Annotated in this window: 13 protein-coding genes; 8 read left to right on the forward strand and 5 right to left on the reverse strand. The window is 66.1% G+C overall.

What is annotated here, in order from left to right; all coding sequences use genetic code 11:
* Positions 1-81 precede the first annotated feature (81 nt).
* On the reverse strand, positions 82-552 hold the full coding sequence (locus G6035_RS14270; protein ID WP_176617768.1) for a pyridoxamine 5'-phosphate oxidase family protein: 471 nt from the start codon (positions 550-552) through the stop codon (positions 82-84).
* 163 nt (positions 553-715) lie between these two features.
* On the opposite strand from G6035_RS14270, the gene G6035_RS14275 reads away from it, so the two are divergent.
* Entirely contained in the window at positions 716-2,422 is a 1,707-nt protein-coding gene (locus G6035_RS14275; protein WP_371131021.1) for a GAF domain-containing protein, read from the forward strand.
* A 15-nt stretch (positions 2,423-2,437) separates the two neighbouring features.
* Here the strand turns inward: G6035_RS14275 and G6035_RS14280 are convergent, their stop codons facing one another.
* The 3 genes from G6035_RS14280 to G6035_RS14290 all read right to left on the reverse strand — a co-directional run bounded on the left by G6035_RS14280 (position 2,438) and on the right by G6035_RS14290 (position 4,015).
* The gene (locus G6035_RS14280) at positions 2,438-3,094 is read right to left on the reverse strand and encodes a response regulator transcription factor (RefSeq protein ID WP_256128002.1); all 657 of its coding nucleotides are present in this window, start codon (positions 3,092-3,094) and stop codon (positions 2,438-2,440) included.
* 135 nt (positions 3,095-3,229) lie between these two features.
* On the reverse strand, positions 3,230-3,556 hold the full coding sequence (locus tag G6035_RS14285; RefSeq protein ID WP_176617770.1) for a DUF3040 domain-containing protein: 327 nt from the start codon (positions 3,554-3,556) through the stop codon (positions 3,230-3,232).
* A gap of 102 nt (positions 3,557-3,658) precedes the next feature.
* Positions 3,659-4,015 carry an SPW repeat protein gene (locus G6035_RS14290; RefSeq protein WP_176617771.1) on the reverse strand — a complete coding sequence of 119 codons (357 nt, stop codon included), beginning with the start codon at positions 4,013-4,015 and terminating at the stop codon, positions 3,659-3,661.
* A 197-nt stretch (positions 4,016-4,212) separates the two neighbouring features.
* On the opposite strand from G6035_RS14290, the gene G6035_RS14295 reads away from it, so the two are divergent.
* Positions 4,213-4,635, forward strand: a complete 423-nt coding sequence (locus G6035_RS14295) for a pyridoxamine 5'-phosphate oxidase family protein (protein ID WP_176617772.1) — start codon at positions 4,213-4,215, stop codon at positions 4,633-4,635.
* On the opposite strand, the gene G6035_RS14300 is transcribed toward G6035_RS14295, so the two are convergent.
* Positions 4,632-6,275, reverse strand: a complete 1,644-nt coding sequence (locus G6035_RS14300) for an AarF/ABC1/UbiB kinase family protein (RefSeq protein ID WP_176617773.1) — start codon at positions 6,273-6,275, stop codon at positions 4,632-4,634. The genes G6035_RS14295 and G6035_RS14300 overlap by 4 nt on opposite strands.
* Positions 6,276-6,485: 210 nt before the next feature.
* Between G6035_RS14300 and G6035_RS14305 the strand changes: the two genes are divergently transcribed.
* The 6 genes from G6035_RS14305 to G6035_RS14330 all read left to right on the forward strand — a co-directional run bounded on the left by G6035_RS14305 (position 6,486) and on the right by G6035_RS14330 (position 15,186).
* Complete coding sequence (locus tag G6035_RS14305) at positions 6,486-6,965, forward strand: universal stress protein (protein ID WP_176617774.1); 480 nt, start codon at positions 6,486-6,488, stop codon at positions 6,963-6,965.
* Between the two features lie 145 nt (positions 6,966-7,110).
* Entirely contained in the window at positions 7,111-10,824 is a 3,714-nt protein-coding gene (locus tag G6035_RS14310; RefSeq protein ID WP_218063238.1) for a nitrate reductase subunit alpha, read from the forward strand.
* Complete coding sequence (gene narH / locus G6035_RS14315; protein WP_176617775.1) at positions 10,824-12,554, forward strand: nitrate reductase subunit beta; 1,731 nt, start codon at positions 10,824-10,826, stop codon at positions 12,552-12,554. The genes G6035_RS14310 and narH overlap by 1 nt, the downstream gene beginning before the upstream one ends.
* The gene (gene narJ, locus G6035_RS14320) at positions 12,551-13,171 is read left to right on the forward strand and encodes a nitrate reductase molybdenum cofactor assembly chaperone (RefSeq protein ID WP_176617776.1); all 621 of its coding nucleotides are present in this window, start codon (positions 12,551-12,553) and stop codon (positions 13,169-13,171) included. Before narH ends, narJ begins: the two co-directional genes overlap by 4 nt.
* Positions 13,172-13,173: 2 nt before the next feature.
* Positions 13,174-13,920 (forward strand): respiratory nitrate reductase subunit gamma, encoded by a 747-nt coding sequence (gene narI / locus G6035_RS14325; RefSeq protein WP_176617777.1) that lies wholly within the window; start codon positions 13,174-13,176, stop codon positions 13,918-13,920.
* A 27-nt stretch (positions 13,921-13,947) separates the two neighbouring features.
* Positions 13,948-15,186, forward strand: a complete 1,239-nt coding sequence (locus G6035_RS14330; protein WP_218063239.1) for an MFS transporter — start codon at positions 13,948-13,950, stop codon at positions 15,184-15,186.
* Positions 15,187-15,233 lie beyond the last annotated feature (47 nt).

A 15,233-nucleotide genomic window follows, 5' to 3' on the forward strand; every position in this document is an offset into this window, starting at 1 on the left:
GGCGGCTGCGGGGCCGATATCCCAAACGCTACGGCGGACGTACGCCGGTGGTTAGGGTCTTTGGGCCCCTTGGCCGCGGGCCTATTCCGGCGCTGCGCGGTGCGTATTTGCCTGGGCGGTCCACCATTCCGCAGGCTGGGTGACTTGGAACCGGCGCCCCGTCACCGCTGTTGGCACGATGCGCACAAAATTGTCCTTCCGGCCCGAATGCCACGGGAAGAGCCGGAGCGAAAAACTGTCGAGCAGGTCTTCGGTGGACGTGAGCAGTTGGCCTGAGCCCTTGACCACCACACTCCAGGCAATGCCCGTGTCCGGGTCGACGCCGTCGGCTTCCAACGCGACCGGGTGGCCGCCACGGACGGCTGTGAGTTTGGTGCCTTCGCCGGTCCGAAAGATGAGCGTGCCGTGGTCCACGGTGTAATTGATGGGGAAGATGTCCGGATGGTCCCCGTCCCACACTGCGAGCCGGCCCACGGATACGCCGCGAAGCAGGGCCCAGCATTCGTGGATGGCCAGGTCTTCCGTTCGTGTGGCTGCTGGTTTGTGCGTCATGGGCTGAGCGTATGGCATCCTGCCCTGTCCCGGTAGGGCCATAGGGCCCGTCCGGCCCATGGACCCCCTGTCGGCCTTGCCGTAAAATCGCCGCAGGGGCCAGGCAGCCCATCCAGCATTGCTTGGGGCCTTGCCGCCCGGGGGGCAGGAAGGAGGCAACACGGTGGGAGACGAAGGTCGTGACGACGACGGACCGCCGTCTGCCACGGGCGGTTTGCGGCACCAGCATGACAGGGTGCGGCTGCGGGGATTGCTCGATGCTGTCATTTCCATTGCCGAAGAGCTGAGCCTGGAGGCAGTCCTGCGTCGGATTGTTCGCTCCGCTTGTGACCTTTTGGACGCAGAATACGGCGCCTTGGGCGTCATTGGGGAAGCCGGGGGGTTGAGCCACTTTGTCACGGAAGGCATTGCTCCGGACGTGGCGAAGCTGATTGGCCCGCTTCCCACAGGCCATGGCGTGCTGGGGCTGTTGATCAGCGATCCACGCCCCATCCGCCTCCCCAACCTTCACGACCACCCGTCGTCCTACGGGTTTCCGGAGCACCATCCTCCCATGCGGACCTTTCTGGGCGTGCCCATCCGGATTCGGGACGCCGTGTTTGGAAACCTGTATCTGACCGAAAAGAGGGGCGGGCAGCTGTTCACGGCCGACGACGAGGAACTGGCAGTGGCGCTTGCCGGCGCCGCGGGCTTTGCCATTGAAAACGCCCAACTGTTCGATGATGCGCAACTGCGAACGCGCTGGCTGGGGGCCGGCCGGGATGTGGCTGTGCGCCTTATGGGCCCATTCGGGGATGACGCCGGGGACGGTCTGCTGTTTGTGGCCCAAATGGCCCTTGAAGCGTCGGAGTCGGCCGTGGTGTTTATCACCAGTGCGCCCAACGAGGCCGGCCAGGTTGCCATCCTTGCAGGCGTTGGCGGGGGCGCGCAGGAGTGGGAGGGGCGACTTTTGGACCTGGAGGGCCGCCACATGCGCGGTGTGCTGGAATCGGGCAGGCCGGCAACATTTGCTGCGGCATCAGGCCTCATGGGGCGCGCGTACCGGGGCCCGGCCGGCCCGGCACTGCTGGCACGGCTTGGCACGGCCGGAGCCGAACACGGCCTGCTGGCGCTGGTGCGTGCCAGGGGCGGTCCTGCATTTTCTTCCCTGACCTGCGAGATGGCGGCCGTCTACTGTGCCCAGTCCGCCCTGGCACTGGAGCTTGCCAAGGCCCGCCGAATCCGAGAACAACTGGTCTTGTTCACTGACCGTGACCGCATTGCCCGGGACCTCCACGACGTCGTCATCCAGCGGTTGTTCGCCGTTGGGCTGAACGTCCAAAGCCTGGCCAGGTTCATCCCCGGGCAGGAGGCGCTTGCACGCCTCCGTGCCATCACCGGTGAGCTGGATGCGACCATCAAGGAACTGCGGGACACCATTTATGCACTCCGCGAAAATGACAGTAAAACGGAGCTGCTCAGCAGCCAAATCCTGGCAACTGTCCGCAAGGTCTCCAAATCACTTTCCTTTGCGCCGCGCATCGTATTGTCCGGACCCGTGGATTCCCGTGTTCCGCTTGACGTGGCCGGGCAAGTGCTTGCCGTGGTTTCCGAAGGTGTCAGCAATGCGGTACGGCACGCACAGGCTGGAGAAATCGAGATTGTCGTCACAGCCGGAGACGGGGCCATGAGCATCACCGTCACTGACGACGGGCGTGGCATCGGCACCCCCGGCGGTGGCAGCGGGCTGGCCAACATGGAAGCCCGTGCCTTGAACCTCAACGGGGCGTTCCAGGTGGGCAGCGCCGGACAGCGGGGGACAAGGTTCTTTTGGTCGGTTCCCCTGCAACCGGAAGGTGCGCAGGGCCCCTCGAAGGCCGAGTTGGAGTAGACGTACCCCTCGGGACTATTTCCGGGTGATGTAGACGGCTGCCTGCGTCCGCCGCTCGAAACCAAGCTTGGCCAATAGCGAGGAAACGTAGTTCTTGACCGTCTTCTCGGCGAGGAAGAGCTCCTGGCCGATTTGGCGGTTGGTCATGCCTTGTCCTATCAGTGCCAGGACCCTGCGCTCCTGGGCTGTCAGGGTGGCGGTGCGGGGATCCAGCTGGGCGGGCTCACTGAGCCCTTCAATGATCTTCTGCCGAAGGCCCCGGTCGAAGAGCGATTCGCCGTGGGCAGCGAGCTTGATCGCCGTGACCAGGTCAGTGCCGCCGATTTCCTTCAGGACGTACCCGGACGCGCCGGCCAGCACGGCCCCCCTGAGGGCTTGTTCGTCGTCGTAGCTGGTCAGGATCAGGCACTTGAGGGAGGGGTCAACGGAGCGCACGTCACGGCACACCTCAATGCCGGTACCGTCGGGCAGCCGGGCATCGAGCACGGAGACGTCAGGGCGCAGCGCCGGGATCAGCCTGGCCGCTTCCGCCGCGGAGCCGGACGAACCCACCACTGTGAAGCCATGTCCCTCCAGCAGGTCCTGGAGTCCCAACCTCACGAGTTCGTGGTCGTCAAGGACGAAGACGCGGATGGCCGGCGGAGCGCCGGAGGCCTGCCGTGCTGTGTCCATGGTTTCCCTCACTTCCATCGCTTAAGCGTGCCAGCCCCACCTGAAGGTGGCGCTGAACCAGGTGCAAATTTTGATGCCGCTGGCGAAGGCCCATTCTCCAACAGGCAGGTCCGCCGGGCAAGGCGTCCTGGCAGGTTACTGGTCTGCGGCCTTCCTGTCGTGGGCCGCATTCCAGACATGTGCACGCCGCGTGCCGAAAGGGGTGCGCGGAGGCGACGCGACAAACGCGCCGGCAGTCATTGCGGCAAAGGCCACGGCGCCCATGGGGGCTGACCTGAAGGCAAGGGCAAGGACCATCAGGGCGATGCCAATTCCCATGCCTGCTGTGCCCAGCACGAGGCGACAGACAGCGCTGCCCGGTTTGCCGGGCGCGCCCAACGCCCGCGCCAGTCGGGGGCTTCCATCCTTTAAGTCCTCTTCGAGTTCGTGAAGGATGCGCAATTCATGCTCAGAGAGTTCCATGATGCCTTCCTTGGGTCTTTCCTCAGTTGTGAATACGAAGCAATGGCGAGGCGTCAGCGGCCTGGCCCCGTTAACGGGGCCGGCCGGCGCTTCCCGTTCCCCTTAGTGCGATGGGATCGCGTGGTGGTGGGCGGCAGTGCTCGGGCTGATGGCCAGGCCGGTGGCAACCACCACAACGGCCCCGGCGATCCATGACGTCCAGGCCGCTCCGGAGTGTCCAGTGTAGGATCCGGCCCAGGGTGAAACGACCAGGGCTGCGCCCAGGACGACCTGTAGCCACTCAATCCATGGCGCGTCCGGTGCGGCAAGGTTGACTGCACCGCTGGCTGCGATGAGCACGCCGAGGGCAACCATCAGCCACGTCGATGACGTGGTCTGTGTTGTCCAGAGTGTGGAAAGGGCGGCCACTGCTCCTGCCGCCACGGCAGCCCAGTCCTGCCAACGGGTCCATTTCTTCATGGGAACCTACCTCCTTGATGGTTGCCCGCCCGGTGGCGGGATATTTCCATGGTCGCTCCGGCAATGGCCCAAAGCCACGGTCCAAAGTCCCCAATGCGGGGTGGATGTTCGGTACCGGTTCCCGGCGGTTGTATAAAGTGTGCAACAGTGGACCTTGGACCCTAGGCACCAGCACGGATCGGCGCCATGATCAGTCCATGAACCGTGATGAGGATCCTGGAGTTGTCTTGACCTGTGACGAGGCTTGGAGGCTGCTTGAGGGCAGCCGGTTTGGCCGGCTGGCCGTGAGCGTCGCCAACCAACCGGACGTTTTTCCGCTGAATTTCTTCGCTTCGGGGGACAAGGTCTGGATCCGGACCAATCCAGGCAGCAAGCTTGCCGAGCTGACCATTAATTCCCGGGTTGCGTTTGAGGCCGACGAAGTCAGCGACGGTGCCGCCTGGAGCGTCGTGGTCAAAGGCACCGCCAGAATCCTGGAGTCCCAAACGGAAATTGACGCCGCCGACCGTCTCCCGCTTGAGCCCTGGCTTAAAACCCGCAAGTGGACGTACGTGGAAATCACCCCATCCAGCGTGAGCGGACGTAAGTTCCAGCTGGGTGCGGAGCCGGAGCGCTACTAACGGCGCGCCCGCAACCCTGGCCGGCCCGTCCAGGCCAGATACCCGCCCATGACGCCCATCGCCCCCACTCCGCCAGCCAGCAGCCTGTCTTGCCAGGAACGCAGGTGTTCACGGTCGGCGGCCGTCAAGTCGCCGATGCCGCGGATGAAGGCTGCAAGCAGAAGCCCTGCAAGCAACCGATTGCCGATTCGTTCGGCCCGGGCAACCAGGGGCACGATTTCCTCCGTGCGCAGGTGGACCTCCACGCCGCGGTCAAGCTGTTGCAGGATTCGTTCCAGCCGCTCTGGGAATTCGGCGCCCAGGTCGGCCGCTTCGAGGCCAAGTTTCTTGATCATTGCGGGCAACCTGTTTGGGCTGAGCCGTTCCAGCGCCAGCCGCGTGGCAAAGGGCTTGAGAACTTCGCCGAGATTGAACTCCGGGTTCAGGCGCACTCCCATGCCTTCGGTCATGACGACCATTTTCGCGAGCATGGCAATTTCGCTGGACAGCTGCAGGTGGTGGCTGCGTAGGATGGCCACCAATTCGTTGATCAACGGGGCGAGGTGAATTTCGCCCAGGCGCCTGCCTTGGTACTGCTCCATAAAATGGGCCACATCCAGCGTCAGGAGGGCGCGGTCAGGTGCGGCACCGTTGACAGAGAGGTCTAGCAAGGCACGGCTGATCCGCCCAGCGTCGTTCCGGCTGAAGGCGAGCAGGAGCCTGCCCAGCCGGTCCCTGAGCTGTTCGTCCACTTCACCGACCATCCCAAAGTCAATCAGGCCAATTCGTCCGCCCGATTCAACAAAGAAATTCCCAGGGTGTGGGTCGGCGTGGAAGAACCCGTCTTCAAAGATCATCTTGGCAGCCGCGTTGGCGGCCAGGGCGGCCAGGTTGTCCCTGTCAACGGCAGCCATCGCGGCGACTTGCGGATCGTCGATCCTCAGGCCATATATCCTTTCGATCGTCAAGACCCGGGATGTGGTGGTGTCCCAGTATATTTTCGGTATGTGGATGCCGGTGCGGGTCGAAAAATTCCGGGCGAACCTCTCCGCGTTGCGTCCTTCGTGCAAATAATCCAACTCGGCCCGCAGGGTTTCCGAGAAAGCGGCAGCGACGCCCTCAACATTAAAGTCGGCGGCCGCCGCCCAATTACGGCTGGCCCGGTGCGCCAGGTTTTGCAGGATCTCCAGATCCTCCTGCACCTGGGACACGACGCCGGGCCGGCGCACCTTCACCACGACGGCGGTGCCATCGTGCAGTGTGGCCGCGTGCGCCTGGCCGATTGACGCGCTGGCCAGAGGCGTGTCGGTGAACGTGCCAAAGACTTCATCCGGAGGCGCCCCCAGCTCCTGTTCAATGAGGGACCGGACAACAGCCGTCGGCACGGGCGGGGCACCATCCTGCAGCCTTGACAATGCCACGATGTAGTCCCGGGGCAGGATGTCAGGGCGGGTTGACAGTACCTGCCCGAGCTTGATGAACGTGGGTCCCAGCTCCTCCAGCGCCAGTACCAGGCGGTCCGGATTGGCCAGCGCGCCCGTCCCGCGCGGCAGGGTGCCCAGGCGCAACCGTCCAAGGCCCAATGCGGCAGCCACTGACCCCAACCCGTGGCGGGCCAGTATCTCGGCAACTTGGGCGTAGCGTTCGAAGTGGTTGGGCATGGGGGCAGCGTAGCCCCCGAACCGCGTGAATTCCAGAGGCCAAGGTCACTGCCGTGGTGATGCAGGCCCGGGTGAGGCTGCTACGCTCCCGGGCCTGCCGGGCCATGGCTCCACTGCCCGCCCCCAAGAGGGCCCTTTGGCCCTGTACACCGTCGCGCGGCCCCAGCAGTATTGGGCATGAACCGGGAAAACGACGACGGGAAAAGCCGCATGAACACCGATACAGGCATGGGACGCATAGTGGTTGGTGTCGACGGGTCCGCCGCTTCGGTTGAGGCCCTCACGGCCGCTGCCCGCATTGCAGGTGCGACGGGCGCGAGGGTTGACGCGGTTGCCTGCTGGAGTGTGCCCACCGCACTCGCGGTCGCCTATGCACTGGGCACCGTGAAGCTGGAGGACGGTGCCCGGAAGGTCCTCGACGAGACCATGAGGCAGGCGTTTGGGGAGCGCCTCCCGGAGAACGTTTCCGCCCTGCTGGTCAAGGGTCACCCCCGGCAGGTGCTGCTGGAGGCCAGCGAAGGCGCCGAGATGCTGGTGGTGGGTCGGCGCGGGCGCGGCGGCTTTCCCGGTCTGCTGCTGGGCTCGGTCAGCCAGGCCTGTATTGCCCACGCACGGTGCCCCGTCCTGGTCACCAGCCAGGAAGCCCCGCCGGACGGCGCGGCACCCGGCGATTCCCGCGGCCCGCGGTGAGCGGCCGTGTGGCGGAATTGTTCCCTTGCTCCCGGAACCCGTTGGATGATGAAAGCAGTATTAATCAGGCAAGAATTGGCGCAGCGAATTGTTGACTAATTCCCGCACCCTAGCAATGTGTTTTGCTCCGTCCTACTGTGGGACCATGACTGCTGAACCATTTGTTGCCGGTCTTGACGGGCCGGCCTCGGACGCGATGTTGAAGCTGGGACGGTTCTTCACCAAGTGGGATGAGACGGACGATTCCCGTGCGGTGTTCCGTGAGGGCGGCCGCAAGGGCGACATCTTCTACCGCGACCGGTGGAGCCACGACAAAGTGGTGCGGTCCACCCACGGCGTCAACTGCACCGGGTCGTGTTCGTGGAAGATCTACGTCAAGGACGGGATCATCACCTGGGAGTCGCAGCAGACGGACTACCCGTCCGTCGGGGCGGACAGCCCGGAATACGAACCGCGCGGCTGCCCCCGCGGCGCGGCCTTCTCCTGGTACACGTATTCACCCACGCGGGTGCGCTTCCCCTACGCCCGCGGCGTGCTCGTGGACATGTACCGCGAGGCCAAGGCCCGCCTGCACGACCCCGTCCTGGCGTTCGCCGACGTGGCCGGGGACCCGGAGAAGCGCCGGCGCTACCAAAACGCCCGCGGCAAGGGCGGGCTGGTGCGCACCACCTGGGCCGAAGCCCTCGAAATCGCAGCCGCCGCCCATGTGAACACGATCAAGAACTACGGCCCGGACCGGGTCTCCGGTTTCTCGCCCATCCCGGCCATGTCCATGGTCAGCCACACCATCGGCACCCGCTTCGTCCAGCTCATCGGCGGGGTCATGACCTCCTTCTACGACTGGTATGCCGACCTGCCCGTGGCCAGCCCGCAGGTGTTTGGCGACCAGACCGATGTGCCGGAGTCCGGTGACTGGTGGGACGCCACCTACCTGATGATGTGGGGCTCCAACGTCCCCGTCACCCGCACCCCCGACGCCCACTGGATGACCGAGGTGCGCTACCGCGGCACCAAGATCATTGCGATCAGCCCCGACTACGCGGACAACACCAAGTTCGCGGACGAATGGCTGCCCGCCCAGGCCGGCAGCGACGCAGCCCTGGCCATGGGCATGGGGCACGTGACGCTTAAGGAATTCTTCGTGGACCGGCAGGTGCCGTTCTTCCAGGACTACGTGCGCAGGTTCACGGACCTGCCCTTCCTGCTCCGCCTGGAGAAGCGCAGCGACGGCAGCTACACGGCGGGGAAGTTCCTCACGGCAGCTGACGTTCCGGCCCTGGCAGGTACGGAGGACGCCGGCTTCCGGACCATGATGTTCGACAAGGCCGCCGGCCGGCCCGTGGTGCCCAACGGCACCTTGGGCGACCGCTATTCCACCTCGGGGGAGGGCAAGTGGAACCTGGACCTTGAAGGCATCGACCCGGCGCTGAGCCTGCGCGAGGTTTCCACCGCGTCCGCGGAAGTCCTGATGCCCTGCTTTGAAGACCCCCAGGGCGCCGGATCGGTGCTGCGGCGCGGCGTGCCCACCCTCACGGTGGAAGGCCACCTGGTCACCACGGTCTTTGACCTGATGCTGGCCCAGTACGGCGTGGGCCGCGACGGCCTGCCGGGGGACTGGGCCACGGACTACAACGACGCGGCCACCCCCTACACGCCTGCCTGGCAGGAGGAGATCACGTCCGTCCCCGCCGAGGCGTGCATCCGCGTGGCCCGCGAGTTTGCCCGCAACGCCGAGGCGTCCAAGGGCCGGTCCATGATCATCATGGGCTCGGGCATCTGCCAGTGGTTCCACGGCGACGCCACCTACCGGGCCGTGCTGGCCATGGTCATGCTCACGGGCTGCATGGGCCGCAACGGCGGAGGCTGGGCCCACTACGTGGGGCAGGAGAAGACCCGCCCGCTCACCGGCTGGGTGTCCCTGGCCAACGCGCTGGACTGGTCCCGCCCGCCGCGGACCATGATCGGCACCGCCTACTGGTACATGCACACCGACCAGTGGCGCCAGGACGGCTACTCCGCCGACGCCCTGAAGTCCCCGTTGTCCACCGGCCACCTGGACGGACTGCACACCGCCGACGCCATCGCCCAGTCGGCCCGGCTCGGCTGGATGCCGTTCTACCCCTTCTTCGACAAAAACCCGATGGACATTGCCGACGACGCAGCTGCCGCCGTCGCTGCGGGGGAGGCCCCGGACGAGGCCGCATGGGTGGCCCGGTCCTTGAAGGAGCGGACCCTGACCCCCGCCATCGAGGACATCGACGCCCCCCAAAACTGGCCGCGCACGCTGATCCTGTGGCGCTCGAACCTGTTCGGCTCCTCCGCCAAGGGCAACGAGTACTTCCTGCGCAACCTGCTCGGCACCCACAACAACGTGATGGGCAAGGACAGCGATCCCTCGCTGAAGCCCCGGAACGTGAGATGGCAGGAAAAGGCCCCCGAGGGGAAGCTGGATTTCCTGATGTCCGCCGACTTCCGCATGACCAGCACCACCCTGCTCTCCGACGTCGTGTTCCCGGCCGCCACCTGGTATGAAAAGCACGACCTGTCCTCCACCGACATGCACCCCTTCGTGCACGCCTTCAGCCCGGCCATCGACCCGCCCTGGGAAACCAAGACCGACTTTGAGATGTTCACGCTCCTGGCGGAGGAGCTGTCCCGCCAGGCCGCCACGCACCTGGGCACCCGCCGGGACCTCGTCACGGTGCCGATGATCCACGACACGGTGGGCCAAATTGCCCAGCCGGGAGGCACGGTCCAGGACTGGCGTGACGAAGGGGTCGACGGCGTCCCCGGGTACAACATGCCCAACTTCACCGTCGTCGAACGGGACTACACGGCCATCGCCCACAAGCTGGCCGCCGTCGGGCCCCTGGCGGACACGCTCGGCTTCACCGTCAAGGACGTCAACTACAAGCTCGACGCCGCCCTGGGCCACCTGGCCAAGGCCAACGGCGTCATGATGGGCGGCTTTGCGCACGGGCGGCCGGCCATCGACACGGATGCGAAGCTGGCGCAGGCCATCCTGACCTTCTCCGGCACCTGCAACGGCCAGCTCGCCGTCGCCGGGTTCAAGGAACTGGAAAAACGCACCGGAATGAAGCTGGTGGACCTGGCCGAGGGGAGCGAGGAGAAGCACATCACCTTCGCCATGACCCAGGCCGGGCCGGTGCCCGTCATCACCTCCCCGGAATGGTCCGGCTCGGAAACCGGCGGCCGGAGGTACTCGCCGTTCACGCAGAACATCGAACGGCTCAAGCCCTTCCACACGCTGACGGGGCGCATGCACTTTTTCCTGGACCACGACTGGATGATCGACATCGGCGAGGCGCTGCCGATCTACCGGCCGCCGCTGGACATGCAGCGGCTGTTTGGGGAGCCGAAGTTCGGCCCCCACGGGGAAAAGGAAGTGGTGGTCCGCTACCTGACGCCGCACTCGAAGTGGTCCATCCACTCCGAATACCAGGACAACCTGCTCATGCTGTCGCTCTCCCGCGGCGGCCCGACGGTGTGGATGAGCCCGCAGGACGCCGCTTCCATCAAGGTCGTGGACAACAACTGGGTGGAATGCGTGAACACGAACGGCGTGTTTGTGGCCCGCGCCATCGTCAGCCACCGCATGCCGGAAGGGGTTGTCTACGTTTACCACGCGCAGGAGCGCACCATCGACGTGCCAAAGTCGGAGGCCACCGGCCGCCGCGGAGGCATCCACAACTCGATCACCCGCCTGCTGGTCAAGCCCTCGCACCTGATCGGCGCCTATGGCCAGCTGACGTATGCGTTCAACTACCTCGGCCCCACGGGCAACCAGAGGGACAACGTCACCACCATCCGCCGTCGTTCCCAGGAGGTGCAGTACTGATGAGAGTCATGGCCCAAATGGGCATGGTCATGAATTTGGACAAGTGCATCGGCTGCCACACGTGCTCGGTCACGTGCAAGCAGGCGTGGACCAACCGGGCGGGGGTGGAATACGTCTGGTTCAACAATGTGGAGACCCGTCCCGGCCAGGGTTATCCGCGCCGCTATGAGGACCAGGAAAAATGGAAGGGCGGCTGGGAGCTGAACCGGCGCGGCCGGCTCCAGCTCAAGGCCGGCGGGCGCGTGAAGAAGCTGTTCGGCCTCTTTGCCAACCCGGTCCAGCCGGAACTGAAGGACTACTACGAGCCCTGGACGTATGACTACCGGACGCTGGTGGACGCGCCGCTGGGCGACGATTTCCCGGTGGCCCGGCCCAAGAGCCTGATCACCGGCCAGGACACCAAGATTACCTGGAGCGCCAACTGGGACGACGACCTCGGCGGCACCACGCAAATGGGCCACCTGGACCCGATCGTTGAAAAGGTGCGCCGCGAGTCCGAGGATGCGATCAAGCTTGAGTTCGAGCAGACGTTTATGTTCTACCTGCCACGCATTTGCGAGCACTGCCTGAACCCGTCCTGCATGGCCTCCTGCCCGTCCGGCGCCATTTACAAGCGCGTGGAGGACGGCATTGTGCTGGTGGACCAGGACCGGTGCCGGGGCTGGCGCCAGTGCATGACCGGCTGCCCGTACAAGAAGATCTACTTCAACCACAAGACCGGCAAGGCCGAGAAGTGCACGTTCTGCTACCCGCGCATCGAGGTGGGCCTGCCCACCGTGTGCTCGGAAACCTGTGTGGGACGGCTGCGGTACCTGGGCCTTTTCCTGTACGACGCCGACGCCGTCACCGCCGCCGCGTCCGTCACCGACCCGCGGGACCTGTACCAGGCGCAGATGGACATCCTGCTGGACCCCAACGACCCGGCAGTCATGGCCGCCGCCCGGCAGCAGGGCATCGCGGAGGACTGGATTGACGCGGCCCAAAAGTCGCCCGTCTACGCGCTGGCCAAGGTGTACAACGTGGCCCTGCCGCTGCATCCGGAATACCGCACCATGCCGATGGTGTGGTACATCCCCCCGCTCTCCCCCGTGGTGGACCTGCTGCGCGACCAGGGTCACGACGCCGAGGACCGGGACGTCCTTTTCGGTGCCATCGACGCCCTGCGCATTCCGGTGGAATACCTGGCCGAGCTGTTCACTGCCGGCGACACGGACCGGGTCACGGGCGTGCTGCGCAAGCTGGCGGCCATGCGCTCGTACATGCGGGGCATTTCCCTCGGCGGCGAGGCGGACGAGTCAATCCCGGCCTCGGTGGGCATGGACGGGGCCACCATGTATGAGATGTACCGGCTGATGGCCATCGCCAAGTACAGCGAACGCTATGTTATCCCCAAGGCGCACGCCGAGCAGGCCCACGACCTGGAGGAGATGGGCTGTTCCCTGGACTTCGACGGCGGCCCCGGCATGGGTGCCATGGGCCATTCGCCGTTTGGCGAGGCCAGCGGACGCCCCACCCCGGTGGCCGTGGAAACCTTCCACGCCCTCCAGGACCGGCAGACCTCCGATTCCGTGGCCGGTGGGGACACGCTCCGCGGGCGCGTGAACCTGCTGAACTGGGACGGCAACGGCGCCCCGGCGGGATTGTTCCCGCAGCGCCATCCCACCGAGCCGCCCGCCGCCGACGCGGACGACGCGGTGGCCGGGGCATCCGGGAGCGGTGGGGGCTCATGAGCCGCAAGGTGCAGGTGACGTTTTTGGCGGCGGCCTGGTGCCTGTCCTATCCGGACGAAGAGCTGCGGGGCAGGGTGCCGCTGATGCGTGCCGCACTGGCCGAGTTTCCGCACGCCGCCGCTCCGTTCGCCGCCGTGCTGTCCGAGTTGGAGGCCACGGAGCTGACGGTGCTCCAGGCCCGCTATGTCCAGGAATTTGACCTCGGCAAGCGCCATGCCCTGCACCTGTCGTACTGGACCGACGGGGACACCCGCCGCCGCGGGGAGGTGCTTGGGGCGTTCAAGCAGGCGTACCGGGACAGCGGCATGCTCGTGGACACGGGCGGGGAACTGCCGGACTTCCTGCCCATGGTGCTGGAGTTCGCGGCCACCGTGGACCTGCAGGCGGGCCGGGACCTGCTTCAGCGCTACCGGCCCAGCCTGGAGCTGATCAAGTTTGGGCTCCGGCGCGACGCCCTGCCGCACGAATCCATCGTCCAGGCCGTCTGTGACGCCCTGCCCGGGGCCTCGCCGGCGGACGAACAGGCCGTCATGCGCATGGCGGGCTACGGCCCGCCGGTCGAATCCGTGGGGCTGGACCCCTATGACCCGCGGCTGCTGCCGCTGAAAGGGGCCTGAGAATGAACGTCGTCCTGTGGGGGGTCCTGCCCTACGTCATGTTCGTGGTGCTGGTGGGGGGACTCATCTGGCGTTACCGCTACGACCAGTTTGGCTGGACCACCCGGTCCTCCCAGCTGTACGAATCCCGGCTGCTGCGCATCGGCTCACCCGTTTTCCACTTTGGCCTGCTGGCGGTCATTGCCGGGCACGTCTTTGGCCTGTTCATTCCGCAGACCTGGACGGCGGCGGCGGGTATGAGCGAGGCGCTCTACCACTTCAACGCCCTGCTGGTGGGCACCATTGCCGGGGTCGGCACACTGGGCGGGATCATCATCCTGCTCTACCGACGCCGCAAGACCGGTCCGGTGTTCATGGCCACCACGAACAACGACAAGCTCATGTACATCGTCCTGGTGGCCGCGATCGTCTTCGGCCTGTGGACCACGGTGGCCAGCGTGTTCACCAACACCCACGGGATGACCTACCGCGACACCGTCTCGCCTTGGTTCCGTTCCCTGTTCATCCTCCAGCCCGACGTCGCCGCCATGGCCGCCGCGCCCCTGGCGTTCCACATCCACACCCTCGTCGGCATGGTCCTGTTCACCATCTGGCCGTTCACGCGGCTGGTCCATGCCTTTACCGCCCCCCTCCACTACCTGTTCCGCCCCTACATCGTCTACCGTTCGCGTGACAGGGGTGCCAGCGTCCCGGCCCGCAGCGGCTGGTCCAACGTGGGCACGCATGACCGGGACACCAAAAAGCGATAGAACCGCCACCGCCGTGAAGGAGCCAGCATGCCGCAGACAAGGCCGGAAGTCCGGACAGCGCAACTGCATGTGAAAGGCCGGGCACTCAACCTTGCGCTGGCAACCGCCGCCTCCGTGGTGGGCTTTTGGGCCTGGAACGCGGTGGCCACGCTCAGCACCCACTACGCCAGGGCCATGGACCTGTCTGCGGGGTCCATGGGCGTCCTGGTGGCCATGCCCATCTTTGTCGGCTCGTTGGGACGCATCGTGGTCGGCATCCTCACGGACCGGTATGGCGGGCGCGCCCTCTTCACCTTCGTGCTCGCCGCCACCATTGCGCCCATTCTGCTGGTGGCATGGGGCGGCGCCCTGGATTCCTATGTCTTCGTACTCGTGGCGGGCTTCCTCCTGGGCGTCGCCGGCACCGTGTTCGCTGTCGGGATCCCCTTCGTCAGCGCGTGGTACCCGCCGGATCGCCGCGGCTTCGCCACAGGGGTGTTTGGTGCCGGCATGGGCGGGACGGCGCTGGCCGCGTTCCTGAACCCGCGCCTGGTGGCCTGGCTGGGCTATGTGCCGACCCACCTGGTGATCGCCTGCTTTCTTGCGGCCACGGCCGTACTGGTGTGGTTCTTCATGCGGGACGCCCCCGGCTGGGAGCCGAACACGGCGGCCGTGGTGCCCAAGCTGCTGGACGCCGCCAGGCTGGCCGTCACGTGGAAGCTCTGCTTCCTATACGCCGTGCTGTTCGGCGGGTTCGTCTCCTTTGCCACGTACCTGCCCACCTACCTGCGCGATGTCTATGCCTTTTCCCCGACCGACGCCGGCGCCCGCACCGCCGGCTTTGCGCTGGCCGCCGTCGTCGCCCGTCCCGTCGGCGGGGTCCTGGCGGACAGGATCGGCGCCAAGCCCGTGGTCCTGGCGGCAACGGCCGGCGTCGCCGTCCTGGGCTGGCTGGTCGCCCTGCAGCCGGTCGCCGACGTGCAGGCCGGCCCGGTGTTCCTGGCCATGGCAGCGGCGTTGGGGCTGGGGGCCGGCGGCGTGTTTGCCTGGGTGGGCGCGCTGTCCCCTGAAGGGAAGATGGGCACCATCAGCGGCATCGTCAGTGCCGCCGGGGGACTGGGCGGATATTTTCCGCCCCTGGTCATGGGCTGGTCCTACAACCCCGAGGCCACGCACTACAAATACGCGATCGGCCTCTCGCTGCTCGTGGCCACGGCCGTCGTCGCACTGGTCTTCACGGCCGTCTTCGTCAAGAATCCGGCCCGTCAGGACGCCAGCGGCGCCTAAAGGGCGGCGTTGGCGGGCTGGGCACCTTCACCAACCATCAGGGAGCA

Source organism: Arthrobacter sp. SDTb3-6 (genome assembly GCF_013376095.1).
In the GTDB taxonomy this organism is placed as follows: domain Bacteria; phylum Actinomycetota; class Actinomycetes; order Actinomycetales; family Micrococcaceae; genus Specibacter.

What these genes read in the sequence shown, in the direction of transcription:
- narI (WP_176617777.1), top strand. Translation starts at nt 13,174, where the DNA reads ATGAACGTCGTCCTGTGGGGGGTCCTGCCCTACGTCATGTTCGTGGTG.
- G6035_RS14270 (WP_176617768.1), bottom strand. Translation starts at nt 552, where the DNA reads ATGACGCACAAACCAGCAGCCACACGAACGGAAGACCTGGCCATCCAC.
- G6035_RS14285 (WP_176617770.1), bottom strand. Translation starts at nt 3,556, where the DNA reads ATGGAACTCTCTGAGCATGAATTGCGCATCCTTCACGAACTCGAAGAG.
- G6035_RS14305 (WP_176617774.1), top strand. Translation starts at nt 6,486, where the DNA reads ATGAACACCGATACAGGCATGGGACGCATAGTGGTTGGTGTCGACGGG.
- G6035_RS14295 (WP_176617772.1), top strand. Translation starts at nt 4,213, where the DNA reads ATGAACCGTGATGAGGATCCTGGAGTTGTCTTGACCTGTGACGAGGCT.
- G6035_RS14330 (WP_218063239.1), top strand. Translation starts at nt 13,948, where the DNA reads ATGCCGCAGACAAGGCCGGAAGTCCGGACAGCGCAACTGCATGTGAAA.
- G6035_RS14280 (WP_256128002.1), bottom strand. Translation starts at nt 3,094, where the DNA reads ATGGACACAGCACGGCAGGCCTCCGGCGCTCCGCCGGCCATCCGCGTC.
- G6035_RS14310 (WP_218063238.1), top strand. Translation starts at nt 7,111, where the DNA reads ATGACTGCTGAACCATTTGTTGCCGGTCTTGACGGGCCGGCCTCGGAC.
- narJ (WP_176617776.1), top strand. Translation starts at nt 12,551, where the DNA reads ATGAGCCGCAAGGTGCAGGTGACGTTTTTGGCGGCGGCCTGGTGCCTG.
- G6035_RS14300 (WP_176617773.1), bottom strand. Translation starts at nt 6,275, where the DNA reads ATGCCCAACCACTTCGAACGCTACGCCCAAGTTGCCGAGATACTGGCC.
- G6035_RS14290 (WP_176617771.1), bottom strand. Translation starts at nt 4,015, where the DNA reads ATGAAGAAATGGACCCGTTGGCAGGACTGGGCTGCCGTGGCGGCAGGA.
- narH (WP_176617775.1), top strand. Translation starts at nt 10,824, where the DNA reads ATGAGAGTCATGGCCCAAATGGGCATGGTCATGAATTTGGACAAGTGC.